At 62.0% G+C, this 16577-nt stretch carries 18 protein-coding genes and 1 pseudogene; 8 read left to right on the plus strand and 11 right to left on the minus strand.

The features are described 5' to 3' along the window. Positions 1–4: 4 nt before the first annotated feature. The 3 genes from ACSZOQ_RS07445 to ACSZOQ_RS07455 all read right to left on the minus strand — a co-directional run bounded on the left by ACSZOQ_RS07445 (position 5) and on the right by ACSZOQ_RS07455 (position 4655). Positions 5–1240 (minus strand): GGDEF domain-containing protein, encoded by a 1236-nt coding sequence (locus tag ACSZOQ_RS07445; RefSeq protein ID WP_439925346.1) that lies wholly within the window; start codon positions 1238–1240, stop codon positions 5–7. A gap of 84 nt (positions 1241–1324) precedes the next feature. After that, a complete protein-coding gene (locus tag ACSZOQ_RS07450; RefSeq protein WP_439925347.1) occupies positions 1325–2830 on the minus strand; it encodes an AMP-binding protein in 1506 nt (501 codons plus the stop codon). 4 nt (positions 2831–2834) lie between these two features. Continuing rightward, positions 2835–4655 (minus strand): extracellular solute-binding protein, encoded by a 1821-nt coding sequence (locus ACSZOQ_RS07455; protein ID WP_439925975.1) that lies wholly within the window; start codon positions 4653–4655, stop codon positions 2835–2837. Positions 4656–4919: 264 nt separating this feature from the next. Between ACSZOQ_RS07455 and ACSZOQ_RS07460 the strand changes: the two genes are divergently transcribed. Further along, entirely contained in the window at positions 4920–5678 is a 759-nt protein-coding gene (locus ACSZOQ_RS07460) for an invasion associated locus B family protein (protein ID WP_439925348.1), read from the plus strand. Between the two features lie 112 nt (positions 5679–5790). On the opposite strand, the gene hspQ is transcribed toward ACSZOQ_RS07460, so the two are convergent. After that, complete coding sequence (hspQ, locus tag ACSZOQ_RS07465; RefSeq protein ID WP_439925349.1) at positions 5791–6123, minus strand: heat shock protein HspQ; 333 nt, start codon at positions 6121–6123, stop codon at positions 5791–5793. Positions 6124–6262: 139 nt separating this feature from the next. Then, positions 6263–7489, minus strand: coding sequence for a UbiH/UbiF family hydroxylase (locus ACSZOQ_RS07470; protein WP_439925350.1), 1227 nt, complete (start codon positions 7487–7489; stop codon positions 6263–6265). 156 nt (positions 7490–7645) lie between these two features. Between ACSZOQ_RS07470 and pcsA the strand changes: the two genes are divergently transcribed. From pcsA to ACSZOQ_RS07490, 4 genes are all read left to right on the plus strand, one after another. Next, positions 7646–8377: a phosphatidylcholine synthase gene (gene pcsA, locus ACSZOQ_RS07475; protein ID WP_439925351.1), complete on the plus strand. Its 732-nt coding sequence runs from the start codon at positions 7646–7648 to the stop codon at positions 8375–8377. Beyond that, positions 8377–9108 (plus strand): TerC family protein, encoded by a 732-nt coding sequence (locus ACSZOQ_RS07480; RefSeq protein ID WP_439925352.1) that lies wholly within the window; start codon positions 8377–8379, stop codon positions 9106–9108. Before pcsA ends, ACSZOQ_RS07480 begins: the two co-directional genes overlap by 1 nt. Positions 9109–9197: 89 nt before the next feature. Continuing rightward, complete coding sequence (locus ACSZOQ_RS07485) at positions 9198–10172, plus strand: quinone oxidoreductase family protein (RefSeq protein WP_439925353.1); 975 nt, start codon at positions 9198–9200, stop codon at positions 10170–10172. Between the two features lie 176 nt (positions 10173–10348). Beyond that, positions 10349–10501 carry a hypothetical protein gene (locus tag ACSZOQ_RS07490; RefSeq protein ID WP_439925354.1) on the plus strand — a complete coding sequence of 51 codons (153 nt, stop codon included), beginning with the start codon at positions 10349–10351 and terminating at the stop codon, positions 10499–10501. A gap of 9 nt (positions 10502–10510) precedes the next feature. Here ACSZOQ_RS07490 and ACSZOQ_RS07495 read toward each other — a convergent pair whose 3' ends face one another. Genes ACSZOQ_RS07495 through pxpB form a run of 3 tightly spaced genes read right to left on the minus strand, consistent with a single transcriptional unit; the run spans position 10511 to position 13071 of the window. Beyond that, the gene (locus ACSZOQ_RS07495) at positions 10511–11278 is read right to left on the minus strand and encodes a LamB/YcsF family protein (RefSeq protein WP_439925355.1); all 768 of its coding nucleotides are present in this window, start codon (positions 11276–11278) and stop codon (positions 10511–10513) included. Positions 11279–11308: 30 nt separating this feature from the next. After that, entirely contained in the window at positions 11309–12346 is a 1038-nt protein-coding gene (locus ACSZOQ_RS07500) for a biotin-dependent carboxyltransferase family protein (RefSeq protein ID WP_439925356.1), read from the minus strand. After that, on the minus strand, positions 12343–13071 hold the full coding sequence (gene pxpB, locus ACSZOQ_RS07505; RefSeq protein ID WP_439925357.1) for a 5-oxoprolinase subunit PxpB: 729 nt from the start codon (positions 13069–13071) through the stop codon (positions 12343–12345). The genes ACSZOQ_RS07500 and pxpB overlap by 4 nt, the downstream gene beginning before the upstream one ends. 232 nt (positions 13072–13303) lie before the next feature. On the opposite strand from pxpB, the pseudogene ACSZOQ_RS07510 reads away from it, so the two are divergent. Further along, a pseudogene (locus tag ACSZOQ_RS07510) lies at positions 13304–13824 on the plus strand (ribonuclease activity regulator RraA). A gap of 52 nt (positions 13825–13876) precedes the next feature. Beyond that, positions 13877–14287 carry a (R)-mandelonitrile lyase gene (locus tag ACSZOQ_RS07515; protein WP_439925358.1) on the plus strand — a complete coding sequence of 137 codons (411 nt, stop codon included), beginning with the start codon at positions 13877–13879 and terminating at the stop codon, positions 14285–14287. A gap of 59 nt (positions 14288–14346) precedes the next feature. Here ACSZOQ_RS07515 and ACSZOQ_RS07520 read toward each other — a convergent pair whose 3' ends face one another. Then, positions 14347–15126 carry a DUF2147 domain-containing protein gene (locus ACSZOQ_RS07520; RefSeq protein ID WP_439925359.1) on the minus strand — a complete coding sequence of 260 codons (780 nt, stop codon included), beginning with the start codon at positions 15124–15126 and terminating at the stop codon, positions 14347–14349. A gap of 180 nt (positions 15127–15306) precedes the next feature. Between ACSZOQ_RS07520 and ACSZOQ_RS07525 the strand changes: the two genes are divergently transcribed. After that, the gene (locus ACSZOQ_RS07525) at positions 15307–15438 is read left to right on the plus strand and encodes a hypothetical protein (RefSeq protein WP_439925360.1); all 132 of its coding nucleotides are present in this window, start codon (positions 15307–15309) and stop codon (positions 15436–15438) included. Between the two features lie 61 nt (positions 15439–15499). Here ACSZOQ_RS07525 and ACSZOQ_RS07530 read toward each other — a convergent pair whose 3' ends face one another. Then, positions 15500–15970 (minus strand): hypothetical protein, encoded by a 471-nt coding sequence (locus tag ACSZOQ_RS07530; RefSeq protein ID WP_439925361.1) that lies wholly within the window; start codon positions 15968–15970, stop codon positions 15500–15502. A gap of 355 nt (positions 15971–16325) precedes the next feature. Further along, positions 16326–16475 (minus strand): hypothetical protein, encoded by a 150-nt coding sequence (locus ACSZOQ_RS07535; RefSeq protein ID WP_439925362.1) that lies wholly within the window; start codon positions 16473–16475, stop codon positions 16326–16328. Positions 16476–16577 lie beyond the last annotated feature (102 nt).

The following is a 16577-nucleotide window of genomic DNA, read 5'->3' on the forward strand; positions in this document are numbered from 1 at the left end:
GCGGTTACGATGCCGCGCTGCGCGCCTCGTCGTTCAATCGGACGAGAAGCGATTTTGCGGAATCGTTGGGCCGGGACGCCGTCAAGGCGACATAGGGATCGATCCGCAGTGCGTGTTTGGTGCTGTGCGCCGTATGCTTCATCACGCTCGAAAGCCGCCGCGCGATCATGTTGGCATTGCGCGGCTCGACGTCGGGGAAAGCCACAATGATCGACCCGTCGTTTTCGAGCGTGCCGAAATCCATTCGCCGCATCAGCCGACTCAGAATGCGCGCGGCATCGAACAGCAGACGCTCCTGCTTCTGGTCGAGCGAAAATCGCGCAACGGAAAGCCTCCCGCCCTGGGATTGGGTCTGATTGATTGCCGTGCTGAGTTCGCGGTGGAAGGCATCCACGGTCAGAAGGCCGGTCCGCGGGTCCAGCAAGCCGCCCGCATCGAGAGATTTCAGCGTTCGATAGAGGCGCGCCTCGAATGCGTGTTGCCGGACCAGGGGCAGGAATGCGCTTGCGATATGGGCAGGCTCGTCGGACATCACTTCGAGATTGGGGAGATCATAGGTCGCCACCAGGTTGCCGGTCGCGACGACGATCGGCAGATTGCGAAAGCGCGTGTCTTCCGCCAGGACGGTGAGAAGTGCGTCGACGACCCGCGGGGTGAACCCTTCGCCGATAATGACGCCGTCGAAGTTGCGCGCGTTGAGGTGCTTCGCTGCCGCCTCGATACTGAGCGCGCCGACGACACCGAGCCGCTCGCCAAAAACCACTGATAGCGCTGGATAGGCGGCGCCACGCCCGATCAGGAGGACTGTCGCGTCCTGGATCGGATCGTTGTCTGGTTGGCGTATCGGTGCGGCCGGATTGCTCGCGAGCCGCCGAAGCACGGTCGTGTGCAAGGTCCGTACGCGGAGCGCCGCCTTGAGACGTGCGCCAAGCCGATCGAAGCCGCCGTTCGAGGAGGAATACGGAAGTGCGTTGTCCGGGCTGGGTGTGATGGGATCGGCGACGATAAGCGGAGTGTAGGGCTGCATTGCAGCCACCTGGCTCGCAAGGCTATCGAATGCTGCACCCGCGCCTTCTGTTGTGGTGACAAACACAGCCGCGGGCTGAAGTTGTTCGACCGCCTTCAATGCCTCCGACCAATCGACGTCGACGACAGGAACGATATTCAGGTCGGGTAGGGACGTGACTGACGGTTGGTGCTCTCGGGATGCGACAACGACGAGCGGGCCTTGCTGGGACATCTTCACGGAACTCGGATACACGAAACGCACGCGATCCTAGTTTGCCGCCCTTAATGCCGTGTCAATGAATGCCGCCCGATTCGATCAGCCGGTCGCCGGCCGGTCGCGAAAGGCTTCCACCATCAAGGGGTTAAGCCCAAGTTCTGTAAGTGCCTCGCGGGCGCGCGCATTATCGCTGGCTCGCCCTGCGAGGCGATGGCCGCTCAGCCGGTCGGGCAGTGCCGTCAGCATCGCGTTCTGTCCGAGCCGCCGTGCCCATTCCTGAAGATCATCTGCAAGAAACCGGTAGCCGCCGACCGTCATGACGCCGGATGGCGGGGCCGTGATGGTGATGGCGCCCGTGGCGCGATCGATCCGCGCGGCGTAACCCGTATCGACATAATCCGGCGGTGACAGCGAAGCGAAGGCATCGGGAGGCCCGTCCGATGTGGCGTAAGCCGCGAGCGGAACCATCGGGCCGCGTAACCCAAGCGTTCCCTTGGCAGTCAAAATGACCTCGCCCACTGTCGATGATGTCGGGACCTCCGCCGGCGCCCTGTAAGGACCAGGCATAACCGGATCGGGCGACCCGTCGCCTGTGCGCCGGGCACCGAAAAGGCCGGCTTCGCCGAACAGATAGACATCTGTCATCCGGATCCCATTTTCAGGCCAGAGCGCACTTGACCCGACCTGCTCCGGGGTTCGCCAGAGACCGACGACGTGACGCAGGCTTGGCACGGAGGACAGAACGTCGGCTTCTGCCATCCGCAATACCATCGGGGCCGGCGCAACCAGTGTATCGCAACGCTCAGCCTCGATCTGCTGCATCATGACATTCTCGTCGAAGGGATGATGCATCGCCAGCGTGCCGCCGCTAAGCAGCCACATCACGAACGACGAGGTCAGTCCGGCGAATGACGACGGCGCGAGGGCCGAGAGTATAGTTGCTCCCTGAGGCAATCCGCTCTCGAGGAAGATGGCTAGTCCAGCGGCGATCAGGTTGACATGGGTTCGCGGCACGGCGAGGAAGCCTGAGCCCGACGCCTCGAATGTCACCAGCGCGGCGCGGCGAGAATCCTGGACCACGAGCCGAAAACTGTCGGTTTTCATGTCGCTCGCGGCGATATCCAGCGGAATCATGCCTTCCGGCAAGTCATTGCCGAAGCCGCAGACATGGCGGATGGAGAAGGCTTCGGCTGCCGCGTTCATTGCGAGATCGGCATGATCGACGCCGTCGATGCGGCCCATGGCGACGATCGCGCGCGCGCCCGTGCGGTTGAGCGCGACGGTCAATTCGGCTTGCCGCCAAAGCTGGGGCAGTAGAGCGACGATCAGGCCGGCGCGAAAGGCGGCGAGTACTGTCAGCACCAGTTCGACGGTGTTGGGCAATTGAACCGCGATCACCGAATTGGCCGGCAAGCCCGCTTCGATAAAATGGGACGCCAATGCCGATACGGCCCGGTCGGCCTCCGCAAAGGTCAGGCGCCGCGGTGGCTGTCCGGTAACCCGCAATTTGTCCGGTGGATCGATCAGCGCCAGTTGATCCGGCTGCCGGGCGAGGATGCGCCCAAACAGTTCATCCAGCGTGGGCGATGTGTTGTTCTGGAGCACGGCGTCACTGGCTCGGCTTCGGCGGCCTTTGCCACCATGTTTCGGGGAGGTATCCGGTCAACGCGGTCGCTGCCGGACGTTCTATCCGATTCCAGCGCGCAATCCATTGCTCTTGAAGGTTGTAGACTGGAATTACGTAGAATCCGGACATCAGCACCCGGTCGAGCGCCCGAACCGCATCCACGAAGTCGGGCCGGCTTCGGGCCTCGAGCAGGGCGGCGATCATGGCATCGACCGCCGGATTCTTCGCGCCCATGTAATTTCGAGTCCCCGCGATATCGGCAGCCTCGCTGCCCCAGTAAAAGGACTGCTCGTTGCCCGGCGACAGCGATTGATCCCAGCGGTTCTGGATCATGTCGAAATCGAAGCCGAGCCGCCGCTGGTCGAACTGCACGCCGTCGACCGAGCGTACCGAGACTCCGATGCCGGCCCGCTTGAGATCGCGTGCAAAAGTGAGCGCGATCCTTTCCTGGTCGCGCGTCGTCACCAGGATTTCGAAGGCGAGGGGTGCTTTGGTCGAGCGGTGACGCATAACTGTCCCGTCAAGCTCGTAACCTGCTTGCGATAGAAGTGCGAAGGCGGCGCGTAGTGCCTTGCGGTCGCGGCCTGAACCGTCTGTCACCGGCAGACGGTAGCTGCCGTCGAGAATATCGTACCGCACGGCCGATGCGAATGGTTTCAGCAACGACCGCTCCCGTTCGTCGGCGGGTCGTGCGTAGGCGGACAGTTCCGATCCCGCAAAGAAGCCGCCGGCGCGGCTGTAGAGCCCGAAAAAATAGTTCCGGTTGATCCATTCGGAATCGAACAGCAGCGTCAGCGCTTCGCGGACGCGGATATCGGAAAACATCGGGCGCCGTGTATTGAACACCAGAAATTCAGACGGTGCAGGCAGGCCAGTCTTGATGGCGTCGCGAACGAGCTGGCCGTTGCGGGCGGCCGGGAAATTGTATCCGTCGTGCCAGCGCAGCGGTTCGTTCTCGACCCGAAAGTCGTACAGTCCGCGCTTGAAGGCTTCGAACTGACTGTTGGCTTCGCGATAGAAGTCGAACCTGATCTCGTCGAAATTCCACAGGCCACGGTTTATTGGCAAGTCACGTCCCCAATAGTCCGGATTGCGGGTCAGCGTGACGCTGGCTCCGGGCTTCACCGCAGTTACGTGATACGGCCCGGAACCCAACGGCGCCGCCATCGAGGTCTGCTCGAAAGTCGCGACGTCGATCGCGTGTTTCGGCAAAATCGGCATCAGGCCGAGGATCAGCGGCAGTTCGCGATCTCTGGCTCCGCCGAAATCGAAACGCACCGTGCGCTCATCGATCGCTTCTGCCGTTGCGACCTTCGAATAATACTGGCGATGATTGGGGCGTCCTTTGTCGCGCAGGAGTTGCCAGGAAAACAGCACGTCTTCGGCACGAACGGGTTGCCCGTCGGAGAAACGCGCCAGCGGGTTGAGGTGGAAGGTGGCATGGGTTCGCGCATCATCGGTATCGATGCTGTCCGCCAGGAGACCATAGAGCGTGAAGGGTTCGTTGTTGCCTCGGGCCATCAGGCTCTCGACCACGAACCCCCGTATTTGCTGGAGGGCAAAGCCCTTGACGATGAAGGGATTGAGGCTGTCGAAGCTGCCCGGAAGGCCCTGAACCAGCCGGCCACCCTTGGGCGCGTCCGGATTGGCATAGGGCATCTGGCTGAAATCGGCCGGCAAAGCCGGCTCGCCGTGCATTGCGATAGCGTAACTCGGACTCGCCGAAATCCCCTCGGTCCCCGCAACGAGCAGCCCGACCGCGAGGCCCAAACAGGCTCCTATCCGGTTGCGGTAGCGCGGCATCGATCGCAAACTCGGGGTCCGCTTTGATTCGGCCTTGTGCACACCGGAATTTTATCACAGCCCCGTACGGTCCTGAATGGATGTGAAAACATCTGTTGCCATTGATCTTTTTACCCGCCGCTGTATTGAAGGCGGGCAATTGACCATGGTAGTGCGGCTTGTCACGCAACCGCCTCATTTCACTAAGAGACAGCCGCCAATGGTCGGGTGCCGGTGCCTGAGTCACGGGGTTCAGGTGCCTTCGTTCAGAAAGGGTTTTCCGCAATGAATTTCCGTCTCTTGGCTGCGACGGCCCTGCCGCGCGGACGGGCTTTTGCCCTGTTGGCCGCGGTGACGCTGGCGGCTGTACCTTTTGTGTCTGATGCTTTCGCTCAGCATCCGCCCGCCGCATCCAAGGGCAAGGCGGCTGCTCCTCCTAAGGCAGCGCAGGCGCCCGCGGCGGCCCCGGCCGCCCCGGCGGCGGCGCCAGCCGACCAACAGGTACAGCTGATCTACGCACCCTGGACCAAGTTCTGCCTGAAGGGTCAGGACGCGAAGGCCAAGCAGGTCTGCTTCACCGGCAAGGATGGGCGGATCGAATCCGGCCAGCCGGTGATCGCAGCGGTCATCATCGAGCCAGAAGGCGAGCCGAAGAAGATCCTCCGCGTTACGCTACCGCTCGGCATGCAACTCGTCCACGGAACGCGCATCATCATCGACAGCAACCCGCCGCAGCAGAGCCCTTACGTGATCTGCTTCGCCAACGGCTGCATGTCAGATTACGAACTGACGGCGGAGATGCTCGCGAACCTCAAGAAAGGTCAGAACCTGGTCGTTCAGGCGATCAATTCCAACGGCGCGCCGCTGACGTTGCCGCTACCGCTGGCGGAGTTCGCCAAGGCTTATGACGGGCCGCCCACCGATCCGAAGGTGTTCGAGGAGACCCAGAAGAAGCTGCAGGAAGAGCTGCAAAAGCGGGCCGCTGAAGCGCGCGCGAAGCTCGAGGCAACCCAGCAGAATGCGGGCACGGCACCTGCCAAGTAAAAGAGCGTTTTTGAGCGGAGTGAACCGCCTCGCGCTTCTCGGGAAGGCAAACGAAAAAGCGCTCCTTGTGGAGCGCTTTTTTGTTGGCGAGTAACGGTCGAAAGACCCGCCTTCAGTTCAGTGACGGATTGCGGGGGCGATAGCTGCCGGATTTGTCTTTGACAAAAATCTCTCGCACCTGCGAATGCCGGATCGGCTCGCCGGAGTCGTCGGGCAGAAGGTTCTGCTCGGACACGTAAGCCACGTATTCGGAATCCGCGTTCTCGGCGAGCAGATGGTAGAATGGCTGATCCTTATGCGGCCGGACATTCTCCGGGATCGAGAGCCACCATTCTTCCGTGTTGTTGAAAATCGGATCAATATCGAAAATCACGCCCCGAAACGAAAAAATCCGGTGGCGAACGATCTGGCCGATCTGAAACCTGGCGGTACGCGCTTTTGCCATATCTCGTCGAATAGACTAGGATTGCGGCCGAAGCTAGAGGCTAACTGAGGAATCGGGTTCCCTGAGCCCGTTTGGGCGGCTGTGTTTCGCCGGGCTCACGAAACCCGAAAACGCCCTTGCGGCCGACCAGCGCGGCTGTTCAAGACCGCCCGGATCGCGTTTCGCTGTGTTGACGTTGACGCCACGACGGCGCGAGGCCCTCGCGCATGGCAAGGCGTCGGAGCGGGCCGATCCGGCCGATCAGCTGCAACCCCAGCGCGCGTGCGGTCTGGGTCGGCAGGAAATCGCTCAGCAGCGACCGGTTGGCCACATCGATTGCGAAGGTCCGGCTCAGCACGTCACTGCGCCGCGCCGTTTCGAATCGCGTGAGGGCCCCAGGCGAGCCGGGGTCTTCGCCGGACGACAGAGCGCTGCGGACAATGTCTGCGATGTCAGCAGCATCACGCAGGCCCATGTTCAGACCCTGCGCGCCGATCGGCGGCAGGACATGGGCGGCTTCACCGACCAGCACGATGCGGTTGTTTGCGAAGCGCGCGGGTCGCTCGATCCCGAGCGGAAACAGATTCCGCCCCGGTTCGACATGAAGCCGTCCCAGGATCGAATGCAATTGCCGTTCGGCGGCTTCGGCCAGGTCATCGTCGCTGAGCGCCTTGAGCCGCTCGGCCTCCTTCGGCGAGGCCACCCACACGACGCTGGAGCGGTCTCCCGGCAACGGCACAAAAACGCAAGGACCATGCGGCGTGTGAAATTCGGTCGAGATATTCTTGTGCGGCCGGGCATGAGCGATGTTGAACGTCAATGCAGCCTGATCAAGCGCACGACGCGTGACGCTGATGCCGGCGGCTTTGCGACAAAGCGACTGCCGTCCATCGGCGCCGACAACGAGATGCGCAATCAACGTCTCTCCCTGCCGCGTCGTGATGGTGACCGCGGCATCGTCGGGCGTCACATGCTCCGCCTCGCCATCGATCTGCGTGAGGCTCCGGGCTTCCGCGGCCCGCGCCTCCATGGCGGCCATCAGCGTGCGGTTTTCGATGTTGTAGCCGAACGCATCGAGTCCGATCTCGTCGGATGAGAACCGCACTTCCGGCGCCCGGATAAGACGGCCGGTATCGTCGACCAGCCGCATGACGCGGAGCGCAGCGGCATCGGCCTCGCAGCGGGCCCATACGTCAAGCTGCCGTAGCAGATCGACGGAGCCGCCGAGCAGCGCCGTCGTCCGGTTATCGCCGTAGGCGACGCGACGCGCGATCAAAGCCGTGCGCGCCCCAGCATCGGACAGGGCGATCGCCGTCGCCAGTCCCGCAGGCCCGCCGCCGACCACGGCGACGTCGTAAATGGTACCCGGCTTCGCACTCTCGTTCATATGCAGACAATCAACATTCGCAGCTGCATTTTCAAGCCCGCAAGCGAACATTGTTCAGCGTCGACCACTCATATTCCTATTCCGGCCGTTCGCGCGGCGGAACGCCGCAAGGACCGTTATGCAAACCGCCGCGATTCCTGATAGCAAAGATGGCAAATGAGCCAGTCAAGCCGGCAAGATCCGCTACCCGGACCCCGAACAACGCGAGCCGCCGCTTTGTTCGTCCATGTTTTGACGGCGATGGGGGCCGGCATTGCGCTGCTCGCATTGCTTGAAGCCGTGCGGGAGCATTGGGCGGCCATGTTCGCCTGGCTTGGGCTCGCGCTCGTGATCGATGGTCTGGACGGGCCGATCGCGCGGCGGCTGAACGTCGAAGCCGTACAACCGGACTGGTCGGGCGAGGTGCTGGACCTGGTGGTCGACTTCGTGAGCTACGTATTCGTTCCTGCCTATGCCATTATTGGAAGTGGCCTGCTGCTGCCGATCGCCGCGCCGTTGCTGGGCGTAGGTATCGTGGTTAGCGGTGCGCTCTATTTCGCCGACCGCCGGATGAAGACGGCCGACAACCACTTTCGCGGCTTTCCGGCGCTCTGGAACGCGGCCGCTTTCTATCTGTTCCTGCTGCATCTCTCGCCCGCGGCATCGACGCTCGGCATCGCCTTGCTCATAGTGTTGACATTCGTGCCCATTAACGTGCTGCATCCGGTGCGGGTGAAACGGTTGCGCGGGCTCAATCTGTCGCTGATCGCCGTATGGGCTGCGCTGGCGATCCTGACCATTGCGAAGGATTTCAATGTGGCGATGCCGGTCACTGCCGTGCTCTGCGTCATCGCTCTCTATGTCATCTGCGGCGATGCCGTGATCCGTGTCCTGAAGCGAGAGAACTGATGATCGAACTGCTGACCAGTCCGGAAGCATGGGCTGCGCTGTTGACGCTGACGGTGCTTGAGATCGTGCTGGGAATCGACAACGTCATCTTTCTGTCGGTGATCGTCTCTCGCATCCCGCCGCGGCAGGCGAAGCGGGCACGCCAGATCGGCCTGGCGCTGGCTCTGATCTTCCGTATCCTTCTGCTGAGCATTCTGGTCTGGCTGATCGGCCTGACCGAGCCGGTATTCAAGGTGACGGACTTTGCATTTTCCTGGCGCGACATCATTCTGATCGGCGGCGGCCTTTTCCTGATCGCCAAGGCAACGCACGAGATTCATGCCGAGGTCGAAGCGCGTGAGTCAGAGGTGGCCGAAAAGTCGAAATCGAGTGCATTTTTCTGGATCATCGTTCAGATTATCATCATCGACATGGTGTTCTCACTGGACTCCATCATCACCGCGATCGGCATGGCGCAGGATCTCGAGATCATGATCGCCGCCGTCGTTATCGCTTGTATCATCATGTATGTGTCGTCGGGACCGGTGGCGCGGTTCGTCGCCGAGCATCCAACCACCAAGATGCTGGCGTTGGCGTTTTTGGTTCTGATCGGGGTCGCGCTCGTCGCCGACGGATTCCAATTCCACATCCCGCGCGCCTATATCTACTTTGCGATCACGTTCTCCGCGGCAGTGGAAATGTTCAACGTGCTCGCCAAGCGCAACCGCAAACGCAACAGGGCGGCCAGTTGAGCTTTTTGGAGGCGCTCCCGCGCTCGAGTTGACAATATAGGCTCAATGCCTTTCGCTCTCCGAAGCGCAGGTTGTAGGGAGATGAAACGATGGCCAGGGCAGTGCGCGTTCATCAGTTGGGCGGTCCAGAGGCTCTCGTCTATGAGGCCGTGGACTTACCCGCGCCGGAGCAGGGCGAGGTTCGCATCAAGCAACATGCCGTCGGCCTGAATTTCATCGACGTCTATTATCGCACCGGCCTCTACAAGGCACCAACCATGCCGTTTGTCGTCGGAAACGAAGCCGCCGGCGAAGTTGTGGCCGTTGGGCCGGGCGTCACCGATTTCCATCCCGGCGACCGCGTCGCTTACTATGTCAATCTCGGCGCTTACGCGACCGAGCGCAACGTTCCGGCCGAGAAGCTGGTCAAGTTGCCGGACCACATCACCTACGAGCAGGGCGCGGTGCTGATGCTCAAGGGGCTGACGGTGTGGTACCTTCTGCACAAAACTTTCAAGGTCGAGCATGGTCATCGCGTGCTGATCCATGCCGCGGCCGGTGGGATCGGGCTTCTCGCCTGTCAGTGGGCCAAGGCGCTTGGTGCAAACGTCATCGGCACCGTTGGATCGAAGGCCAAGGCGGATCTCGCGCTGGCCAATGGCTGCGATCACGTCATCCTTTACAACGAGGAAGATTTCGTCGCGCGCGTCAAGCAGATCAGCCGCAACGAATTGTGCGACGTGGTCTATGACGGCGTCGGCAAGACGACCTTTCCGGGCTCGTTGTCGTGCCTGCGGCCACGCGGCCTGTTCGTCAGCTTCGGTAGCGCTTCCGGCCCGGTGCCGCCATTCGCGCTGGCCGAGCTTAACAATCACGGTTCGCTGTTTGCGACGCGGCCGAAGCTGAATGATTATGTGGCGACCCGCAGGGAGTTGCTTGAGGGCGCCGATACGCTGTTCGCCGCCGTCATCAATGGAAAGCTGCACGTTCCGATCAACCATGCCTATTCCCTGAAGGATGCGGCGAAGGCGCATACTGACCTGGAAGGCCGGCAGACGACGGGAGCTGCGATCCTCAAACCCTAGAATTTGCAGGCAACGGTCGAAATGCCGGCGAACAGAATTTTTCGCGGGTGTGTTTGCGGAGAATTTCCGTCCGGATATCCGACGTTTTGAAGAATCCCATCGTTATTTCCTTCACCGATCTTGCCGTCAGCGGGAACCGTCGTTCATTGTAGCGCGTGCCGAGCCGGAGACCGAAGATGGACCAACGATCCGACGAGACTCGCCTGAGCGTTAGCGCCGGTAGCCTGACCGGGCGCACGATGGTGCGGGTCCAGACATTTGCGCTATACGGCTCGCTCGCCCTGATTGCCGCCGTGGTATTCGGCTCGCTGTCGGTCCATCCTTTCTGATCGAAACGGTTATTTCGCCGTCTTGAACGGCGCAATCGCAATGTCGTTATCCTTGAGCGCCTTGCACAGCACCCGCGCGATGTCGACCGCGCCAGACGTGTCGCCATGGATGCAGACTGTGTCCATCCGCATCTTGATCGGCTTGCCGGTGATCGAGACCACCTCTCCGGACTGAATCATTTTCACTACGCGCCGGGCGATGGCGTCCGCGTCGTGAAGGACGGCTTCGGGTTTGCGCCGCGACACCAGCGATCCGTCTTCTTCATAGGCGCGGTCGGCGAACACTTCGTGCACCATTGGCAGGCCGAAGGCTTCACCCGCGGTGACGAGGCGCGAGTTCGCGAGCACCACGAATACCAGATCGGGATCGACCGCCCTGATCGCCGAGGCGATCGCACGCGCGGTCATGTCGTCCTCGCAGGCGACGTTGGAGAGCGCGCCGTGCGCCTTCACATGCGTGACCCGGTGTCCGGCCATAGTGGCGATCGCCTGCAGCGCGCCGATCTGGTAGGCGACAAGGTTCTCGATTTCCGACGACGTGAGGCCGACGATCGGTCGGCGGCCAAAGCCGTGCAGGTCGCGATAGCCGGGATGCGCGCCGATGCTGACGCCGCGCGCTTTGGCGAGATCGACAGTCTTCTTCATGGTGTCGGCATCGCCGGCGTGGAAGCCGCAGGCGATGTTAACGGATGTCGCGAGGTCGATCATCGCGGCATCGTTGCCCATCGACCAAACACCAAAACTCTCGCCGAGATCGCAATTGAGATCGATCGTCATTATTTTTGCTCCAATGCGGAGAGCGAATGGTTATGACTCCGGAGGAGGCCAAGTTTGCCACGTTCCGCTGTCGAATGCATTCACCGCAGAGCCGGCGATATTGGCGTTCCGCAGCGCGTCGCTGAGGTCGACATTGCGCACGTCGTGGACGCGGTCGGGGAGGGTTCGCAACAGCTCCGCCATCGCGCGGGCCTCGGCCTGGGCCTCGGCCATGGTGACCGCCTGAAAGTGGAAGGTGCGGCCAGCGGGGATTTGCGCGAAGCGGCCGAGATCGGCGGTGATCACGGTCGCGATCTTCGGATAGCCGCCGCTAGTGCCCCGATCCGGCATCAGCACGATCGGCTGTCCGTTGCCGGGAACCTGAATGCTGCCGTTTACGGTACCATCGGAGACGATGTTGTGGCCGTGCAGATGCTTGATGGTCGGGCCTTCAAGGCGATAGCCCATGCGGTCGCTGGTCGCCGAGATCTTCCACTCACTGCGGAGGAACAGATCGTTCGCCTCGCCGAATTCGTCGTCCTGTGGACCCATCACGACCCGGATCGGATCATCGGATGAGGCAGGAACGTTGATCCGTCGCTCGGTTACGGCTTTTGCAGCATCGACATCGAGGGTGTCGCCGGCCTGCAACGGCCGCGGAAACGGGCTGCCAAGACCGGCGCGTGCGTTGACGGCGAGGCTGCCGAACATCGGCTCACCTTTCACGCCGCCTTCGATGGCGAGATAGCTGAAGGTACCGCCGCGCACGCCGTCGAGCGTCAGGCTATCGCCGTCGTTGAGCGTGCAGGATTCATTGAATGTTAGCGGGCGGCCCGCCACGTCGGCATTCCGCACAGCGCCCGCGAGCGCAATGCGTACCTTGCCATCGCGGGCGACGAAAGCCGAGCCGAACGGCCCGACTTCGATCGCGGCGGCAAAAGGCAGATTGCCGACCAGGTAATTGGCGGCCGCCAGCGCGAGTCGATCCATCGCGCCGCTCGGCGTCAGGCCATAGCGCTGCGCGCCGTAACGTCCGCCGTCCTGAACCGACGTCGCGGGCCCGACAGCGGTGACGACAAGCCTGCTCATGGGGTCACCAGCTCCGCGACGAACTCGCCGCGCGCCGCCGCGCCATCCTGTTCGGCGAACTGCCTGTCGTCGACCGCATAAAACGTGACGGCGTCTCCGGGTTCGAGCAGGAATACGGGATCGCGGCGGAACTGGTAAGTGCGCACGGCGGTCCGACCGAGCAGGTGCCAACCGCTGGGGCCGGCAAGGCATTGGATACCGGCCTGAAGACCGCCGATCGAAATCGTGCCCGAAGGCGTAAGCAGGCGCGGGTTCTGTCGCCGCGGCATTTGCAGTGAAGCGTCGAGGCCGCTGAGATAGGACCAGCCCGGCGTAAACCCGATCATGGCGACGCGATAGTGGCCGGCGATGTGGCGTGTGACGATATCGTCAGGCGTCGTGTTCAGCGTTTTCGCGACGTCCTCGAGATCGATGCCGTGCTCGCCGCCATAGACGACAGGGATGCGCCAGCGCCGGGCCGCAGTCGCCGGTGGCGCCGGCAATCGGGCGAGTGCCGTCAGCCGTTCGCCGAGTTCATCAAAACCAATCCGCACTGGATCGTAGTGAACGAGCAGCGATCGGTAGGTCGGCACGGTTTCCGTGACGCCATCAATCGGCGCATCCGCAAGCGCGCGATCGAGCGCTAGAACGCGACGGTTGGCCTGCTCGTCGATGGTGCGGCCGAATTCCACCGTGATGGCCGCATCGCCGCTAGGCAGAAGGCGAGGAGACAGAGGCGCGGTCATGACCGATCAACCGGGTTTGTCAGTGACAGATCCAGCCATAGCGTTTTTTTGACGCCGGGTGGAATCCGGTTGCAGGAATAATGCGCAAATTCAATAAATTATTGGCTGCAAGCGCAATAAGGTGTTCTAATCGATGGCAATGCGCGCCGCGCGTTGCAGCGGGCCGAGGCACGGCCTGACGCTTGCACCAGCAAAAAGCGGCGCCAGTCACCTACGTAGAGTTGTCTTTCCTATGCCGCTTTCTGCTGAAGCCATTGCTACACTTTCGCACGTTTCGACGGCGACCATTACCACGGTCCTTCTCAAGAACGGCTTGCGCAACGTGTGGATACGCGGTTCGCGGCCGCTGCGTCTCGGACAGCAGCGGCTGGTCGGGCCGGCTTTCTTGCGGCTCTCATCACCGACGGCGTCGTGCGCGACGCAGAGGGTGTGTTGGGCACGAACCTTCCGGTATGGTGCGGCGGTTTTGCCGCGCCGCCGTCGGTCGCCGGTCTCACATTCGTCGGCTGGGGTGAACCGATCGGCTGCGGCGGCGTTGCCGTGTTTCCGAACGACATCGTCGTCGCCGACCAGGACGGCGCCGTGGTGATCCCGCAGGCAATGCTCGATCAAGTCCTGGCCGGAGCACCGGAGCAGGAGCGAGCGGAAGCCTGGATCGTCGATCAGGTAAATGGCGGGGCGGCATTGCCTGGCCTCTATCCAATGAATGCGGAGACCAGGCAACGCTACGCGGCATCGAAGGCGAGAAAATAGAGAACGAACATAGGCGCCATCGCGTCTTGCGCGGCAACCGAGGAGGTCAAACATGGATATCCATCAAGCAGGTTCGAGGCCGGCAAAACCTGGGCCTAAGGAGTATTTTTCCGGCACGGTTCTGGTCGAGCCGATTATCGCCGCTGCGAATGCGCCCTCGCGCGTCCTGGCCGCGAGCGTCGCATTTGATCCGGGCGCGCGCACCGCATGGCACACTCACCCGCTCGGTCAGGCCCTGTACGTGGTGTCCGGCGTCGGGTTGGTGCAAACCGAGGGCGGCCCGATCCGCGAGATACGTGTCGGCGACACCGTATGGATACCGCCGGGAGAAAAACACTGGCACGGCGCGGCGCCAACCACTGCCATGACTCACATCGCGGTGCATGAGGCCCTCGACGGAAGCGCCGTCACCTGGATGGAACAGGTCACCGACACGCAATACGCCGGCAAGGTCGGCGGCTGACCGAATCAAAAAGCCCTGCCGCATGCGGCAGGGCTTTCGTCTGTCATGCGTGTAGTCGATCAGTTCACCCGGCTCCAGGTCTGGCCACCGCAGAACATGCCGCCGAATGCGCAGCCCTGTACGCGCAGGCCGTCCTTGCCCTTCATTGCAATGGTCGAGCTATAGGTGCTGCCGCTTTTCGGATCGTAGATTTTCCCGCTCCACTTGGAGCCAGCGGGCTTCATGTTGATCAAAATCTTTTCCTTGTTCCGGTCGGTGCGGGAATCCACTGAATATCCGCAGAGGTTTGCTCCGCACTCCTCGATCCGGACGCGTCCTTCCTTCTTTTCCGTCATCCAAATACCGAGCGGTCCAACCGGCTCGGCGACCGGCGGCGAGGGCGCCTGGACCGGTTCCGCGGCTGGCGCGGTGGTCGCGACGACGGTCGTGGTCGCTTGCTCCCTGGCCGGCGGCGTTGGATTACCGGGTTGGGTTGTCGGAACAGTGGCGGCAGGTGCGGCAGGGATCGCTGTCGGAGTTTCGGCCTGTTGCACGGGAGCCGGCGTTACGACAGCGGACGCAGCCGACAGAGTGGTTGCTGGCGCAGGCGCTGGTGCGGGAGCTGCCGGCGGTGCGGCGGCTTGCGGTGCATCGTGAATGTCGGAGCTGTCGTCGTCGAAACTCCTGTGTCCAGCGTCATACAGGCCGGGGATCGAGATCGAGATGCAGGACGGGGAATCGCAGCCGCGCGGCGCATGGATTCGCACGGTGCGCCCACCGATCTCGAACGAATAGTTTTGACCCGCGTGAGCGGTCGAGGCGGTCAGCAGCAACGCGGCGGCGATGGCGAGCTTTTTCATGAGGACCTCCAGTCCGGTTCGGAATGTCGTGTCCGACCTTATCCGCGGTCAAATCCCCGAAAAGTGACCTGCGTCACTCTACAATCCTGCGCCGTTGGTCCCGATACCGAATGCCGCACCGGTGAAGATCCCGTCGTGCTATTGTGAGGAATGGCCCACCCCGGGCCGGAGGACTGAACCATGGCTAAAGGTGAGCAGCGCGGAAACCGCGAGACCAAGAAGCCAAAGAAAGACAAGCCGAAAGTTATTGCCGCTGCCCCTACAATGAAGGGCATCATGCAAACGGAGGCAGCTAAACTTCGTAAGAAGTAGGCCGATGAATTCTACGCTGCGTTCAGCCCCAGCTTAGCGCGGCATTTGGCTTCCCGTTCGTTTAGGAAGGCTCGCCGGCGCGCTGGCCGATTTCTCCACCGGCCATCTCGCTTCGCAGCGCCTCAAACCGCCGGCGGGCGTTGAGTTCACGCTCGTCGACAAACTTGATCGCGGCTTCTTTTGTCATCGGACCACTGACAAGCGGGTACGAGCTTTCGCCGATCGTTTCATCGACGAAATAGTCGCCGCGATCGTCGCGGCGCGTGGTCCACTTGAACCGGACGGCGGCGAGCGGGCCGGGCCCGAACTTCGTGTAGCTGTCGTCCTCGGCGGGATCGGAAGAGAGATCGGAAGAAGGGTTAGGCGCGGCCGGCGACGTTGTCAGTATTTCCTCGATCAGGAAAAATCCGGGGCGGTCTGACGTCTCCGATTCGGGGACGCCGCCGTCGTCCCGCTCATCGGAGGTTTCCGGCTCGTCGCCGAGGTTTGCAATCGCCTCGAGAGCGTCGTCGGTCGGATCGGCTTCAGTCACCCGCTATCCCCCATTGAGATGGCGACGGCGCGGTCAAGAGTCCGCAAGTTGCTGACGCGTCCGTCCCCAAGCGCATCTGAATGCATGTATCCAGATGCAAATGGGCGGTTTTTTGTCTTTACGAGGGCGCTGTCCGGCAGCCCCGTACATAAATGGGGTGCGGACCTATCACTTCGCGCAGCCGCCGGGCGCTGTCAGGCGATGGAAATGACTGTCTCTGTTTACGAATCCAGCGAATTCAGATTGATCCTGCCAAAGCAAACAGAAGTCGCTCGAACAGAAAAAAATTTTCGTTTCCGAAGATTGTCGTGTTTCGCGTGGTCAAGGAAACACGAGCGATCTTCGGCCGAATCCTTCAACCGCGCGGCCGCTCGTCGTCTTTCGCGACCTCGATCTCTTTCGGCGCCTCGTCCTCTCTGCGGGTTGGATGAGATCGCACGTAGCGAAAGCTGGCATAAAAGAGCAGGCCGCAGCCAATAATTGCGCCAAACATCAACACGGGCATGGTGTTATTGTGCCTCCAGCCAAATAGAACGATCCTTGCCTGTCGTAAAGGCGACCGGCACCGCCCCCAATCGTACGGTTCTCGATTGCGGAAGACGGTAAG

The sequence above is a fragment of the Nitrobacter sp. JJSN genome, from assembly GCF_051912485.1.
Lineage (GTDB): Bacteria > Pseudomonadota > Alphaproteobacteria > Rhizobiales > Xanthobacteraceae > Nitrobacter.

What these genes read in the sequence shown, in the direction of transcription:
- ACSZOQ_RS07445 (WP_439925346.1), bottom strand. Translation starts at nt 1,240, where the DNA reads ATGTCCCAGCAAGGCCCGCTCGTCGTTGTCGCATCCCGAGAGCACCAA.
- ACSZOQ_RS07455 (WP_439925975.1), bottom strand. Translation starts at nt 4,655, where the DNA reads ATGCCGCGCTACCGCAACCGGATAGGAGCCTGTTTGGGCCTCGCGGTC.
- ACSZOQ_RS07460 (WP_439925348.1), top strand. Translation starts at nt 4,920, where the DNA reads ATGAATTTCCGTCTCTTGGCTGCGACGGCCCTGCCGCGCGGACGGGCT.
- hspQ (WP_439925349.1), bottom strand. Translation starts at nt 6,123, where the DNA reads ATGGCAAAAGCGCGTACCGCCAGGTTTCAGATCGGCCAGATCGTTCGC.
- ACSZOQ_RS07470 (WP_439925350.1), bottom strand. Translation starts at nt 7,489, where the DNA reads ATGAACGAGAGTGCGAAGCCGGGTACCATTTACGACGTCGCCGTGGTC.
- pcsA (WP_439925351.1), top strand. Translation starts at nt 7,646, where the DNA reads ATGAGCCAGTCAAGCCGGCAAGATCCGCTACCCGGACCCCGAACAACG.
- ACSZOQ_RS07480 (WP_439925352.1), top strand. Translation starts at nt 8,377, where the DNA reads ATGATCGAACTGCTGACCAGTCCGGAAGCATGGGCTGCGCTGTTGACG.
- ACSZOQ_RS07485 (WP_439925353.1), top strand. Translation starts at nt 9,198, where the DNA reads ATGGCCAGGGCAGTGCGCGTTCATCAGTTGGGCGGTCCAGAGGCTCTC.
- ACSZOQ_RS07490 (WP_439925354.1), top strand. Translation starts at nt 10,349, where the DNA reads ATGGACCAACGATCCGACGAGACTCGCCTGAGCGTTAGCGCCGGTAGC.
- ACSZOQ_RS07495 (WP_439925355.1), bottom strand. Translation starts at nt 11,278, where the DNA reads ATGACGATCGATCTCAATTGCGATCTCGGCGAGAGTTTTGGTGTTTGG.
- ACSZOQ_RS07500 (WP_439925356.1), bottom strand. Translation starts at nt 12,346, where the DNA reads ATGAGCAGGCTTGTCGTCACCGCTGTCGGGCCCGCGACGTCGGTTCAG.
- pxpB (WP_439925357.1), bottom strand. Translation starts at nt 13,071, where the DNA reads ATGACCGCGCCTCTGTCTCCTCGCCTTCTGCCTAGCGGCGATGCGGCC.
- ACSZOQ_RS07515 (WP_439925358.1), top strand. Translation starts at nt 13,877, where the DNA reads ATGGATATCCATCAAGCAGGTTCGAGGCCGGCAAAACCTGGGCCTAAG.
- ACSZOQ_RS07520 (WP_439925359.1), bottom strand. Translation starts at nt 15,126, where the DNA reads ATGAAAAAGCTCGCCATCGCCGCCGCGTTGCTGCTGACCGCCTCGACC.
- ACSZOQ_RS07525 (WP_439925360.1), top strand. Translation starts at nt 15,307, where the DNA reads ATGGCTAAAGGTGAGCAGCGCGGAAACCGCGAGACCAAGAAGCCAAAG.
- ACSZOQ_RS07535 (WP_439925362.1), bottom strand. Translation starts at nt 16,475, where the DNA reads ATGCCCGTGTTGATGTTTGGCGCAATTATTGGCTGCGGCCTGCTCTTT.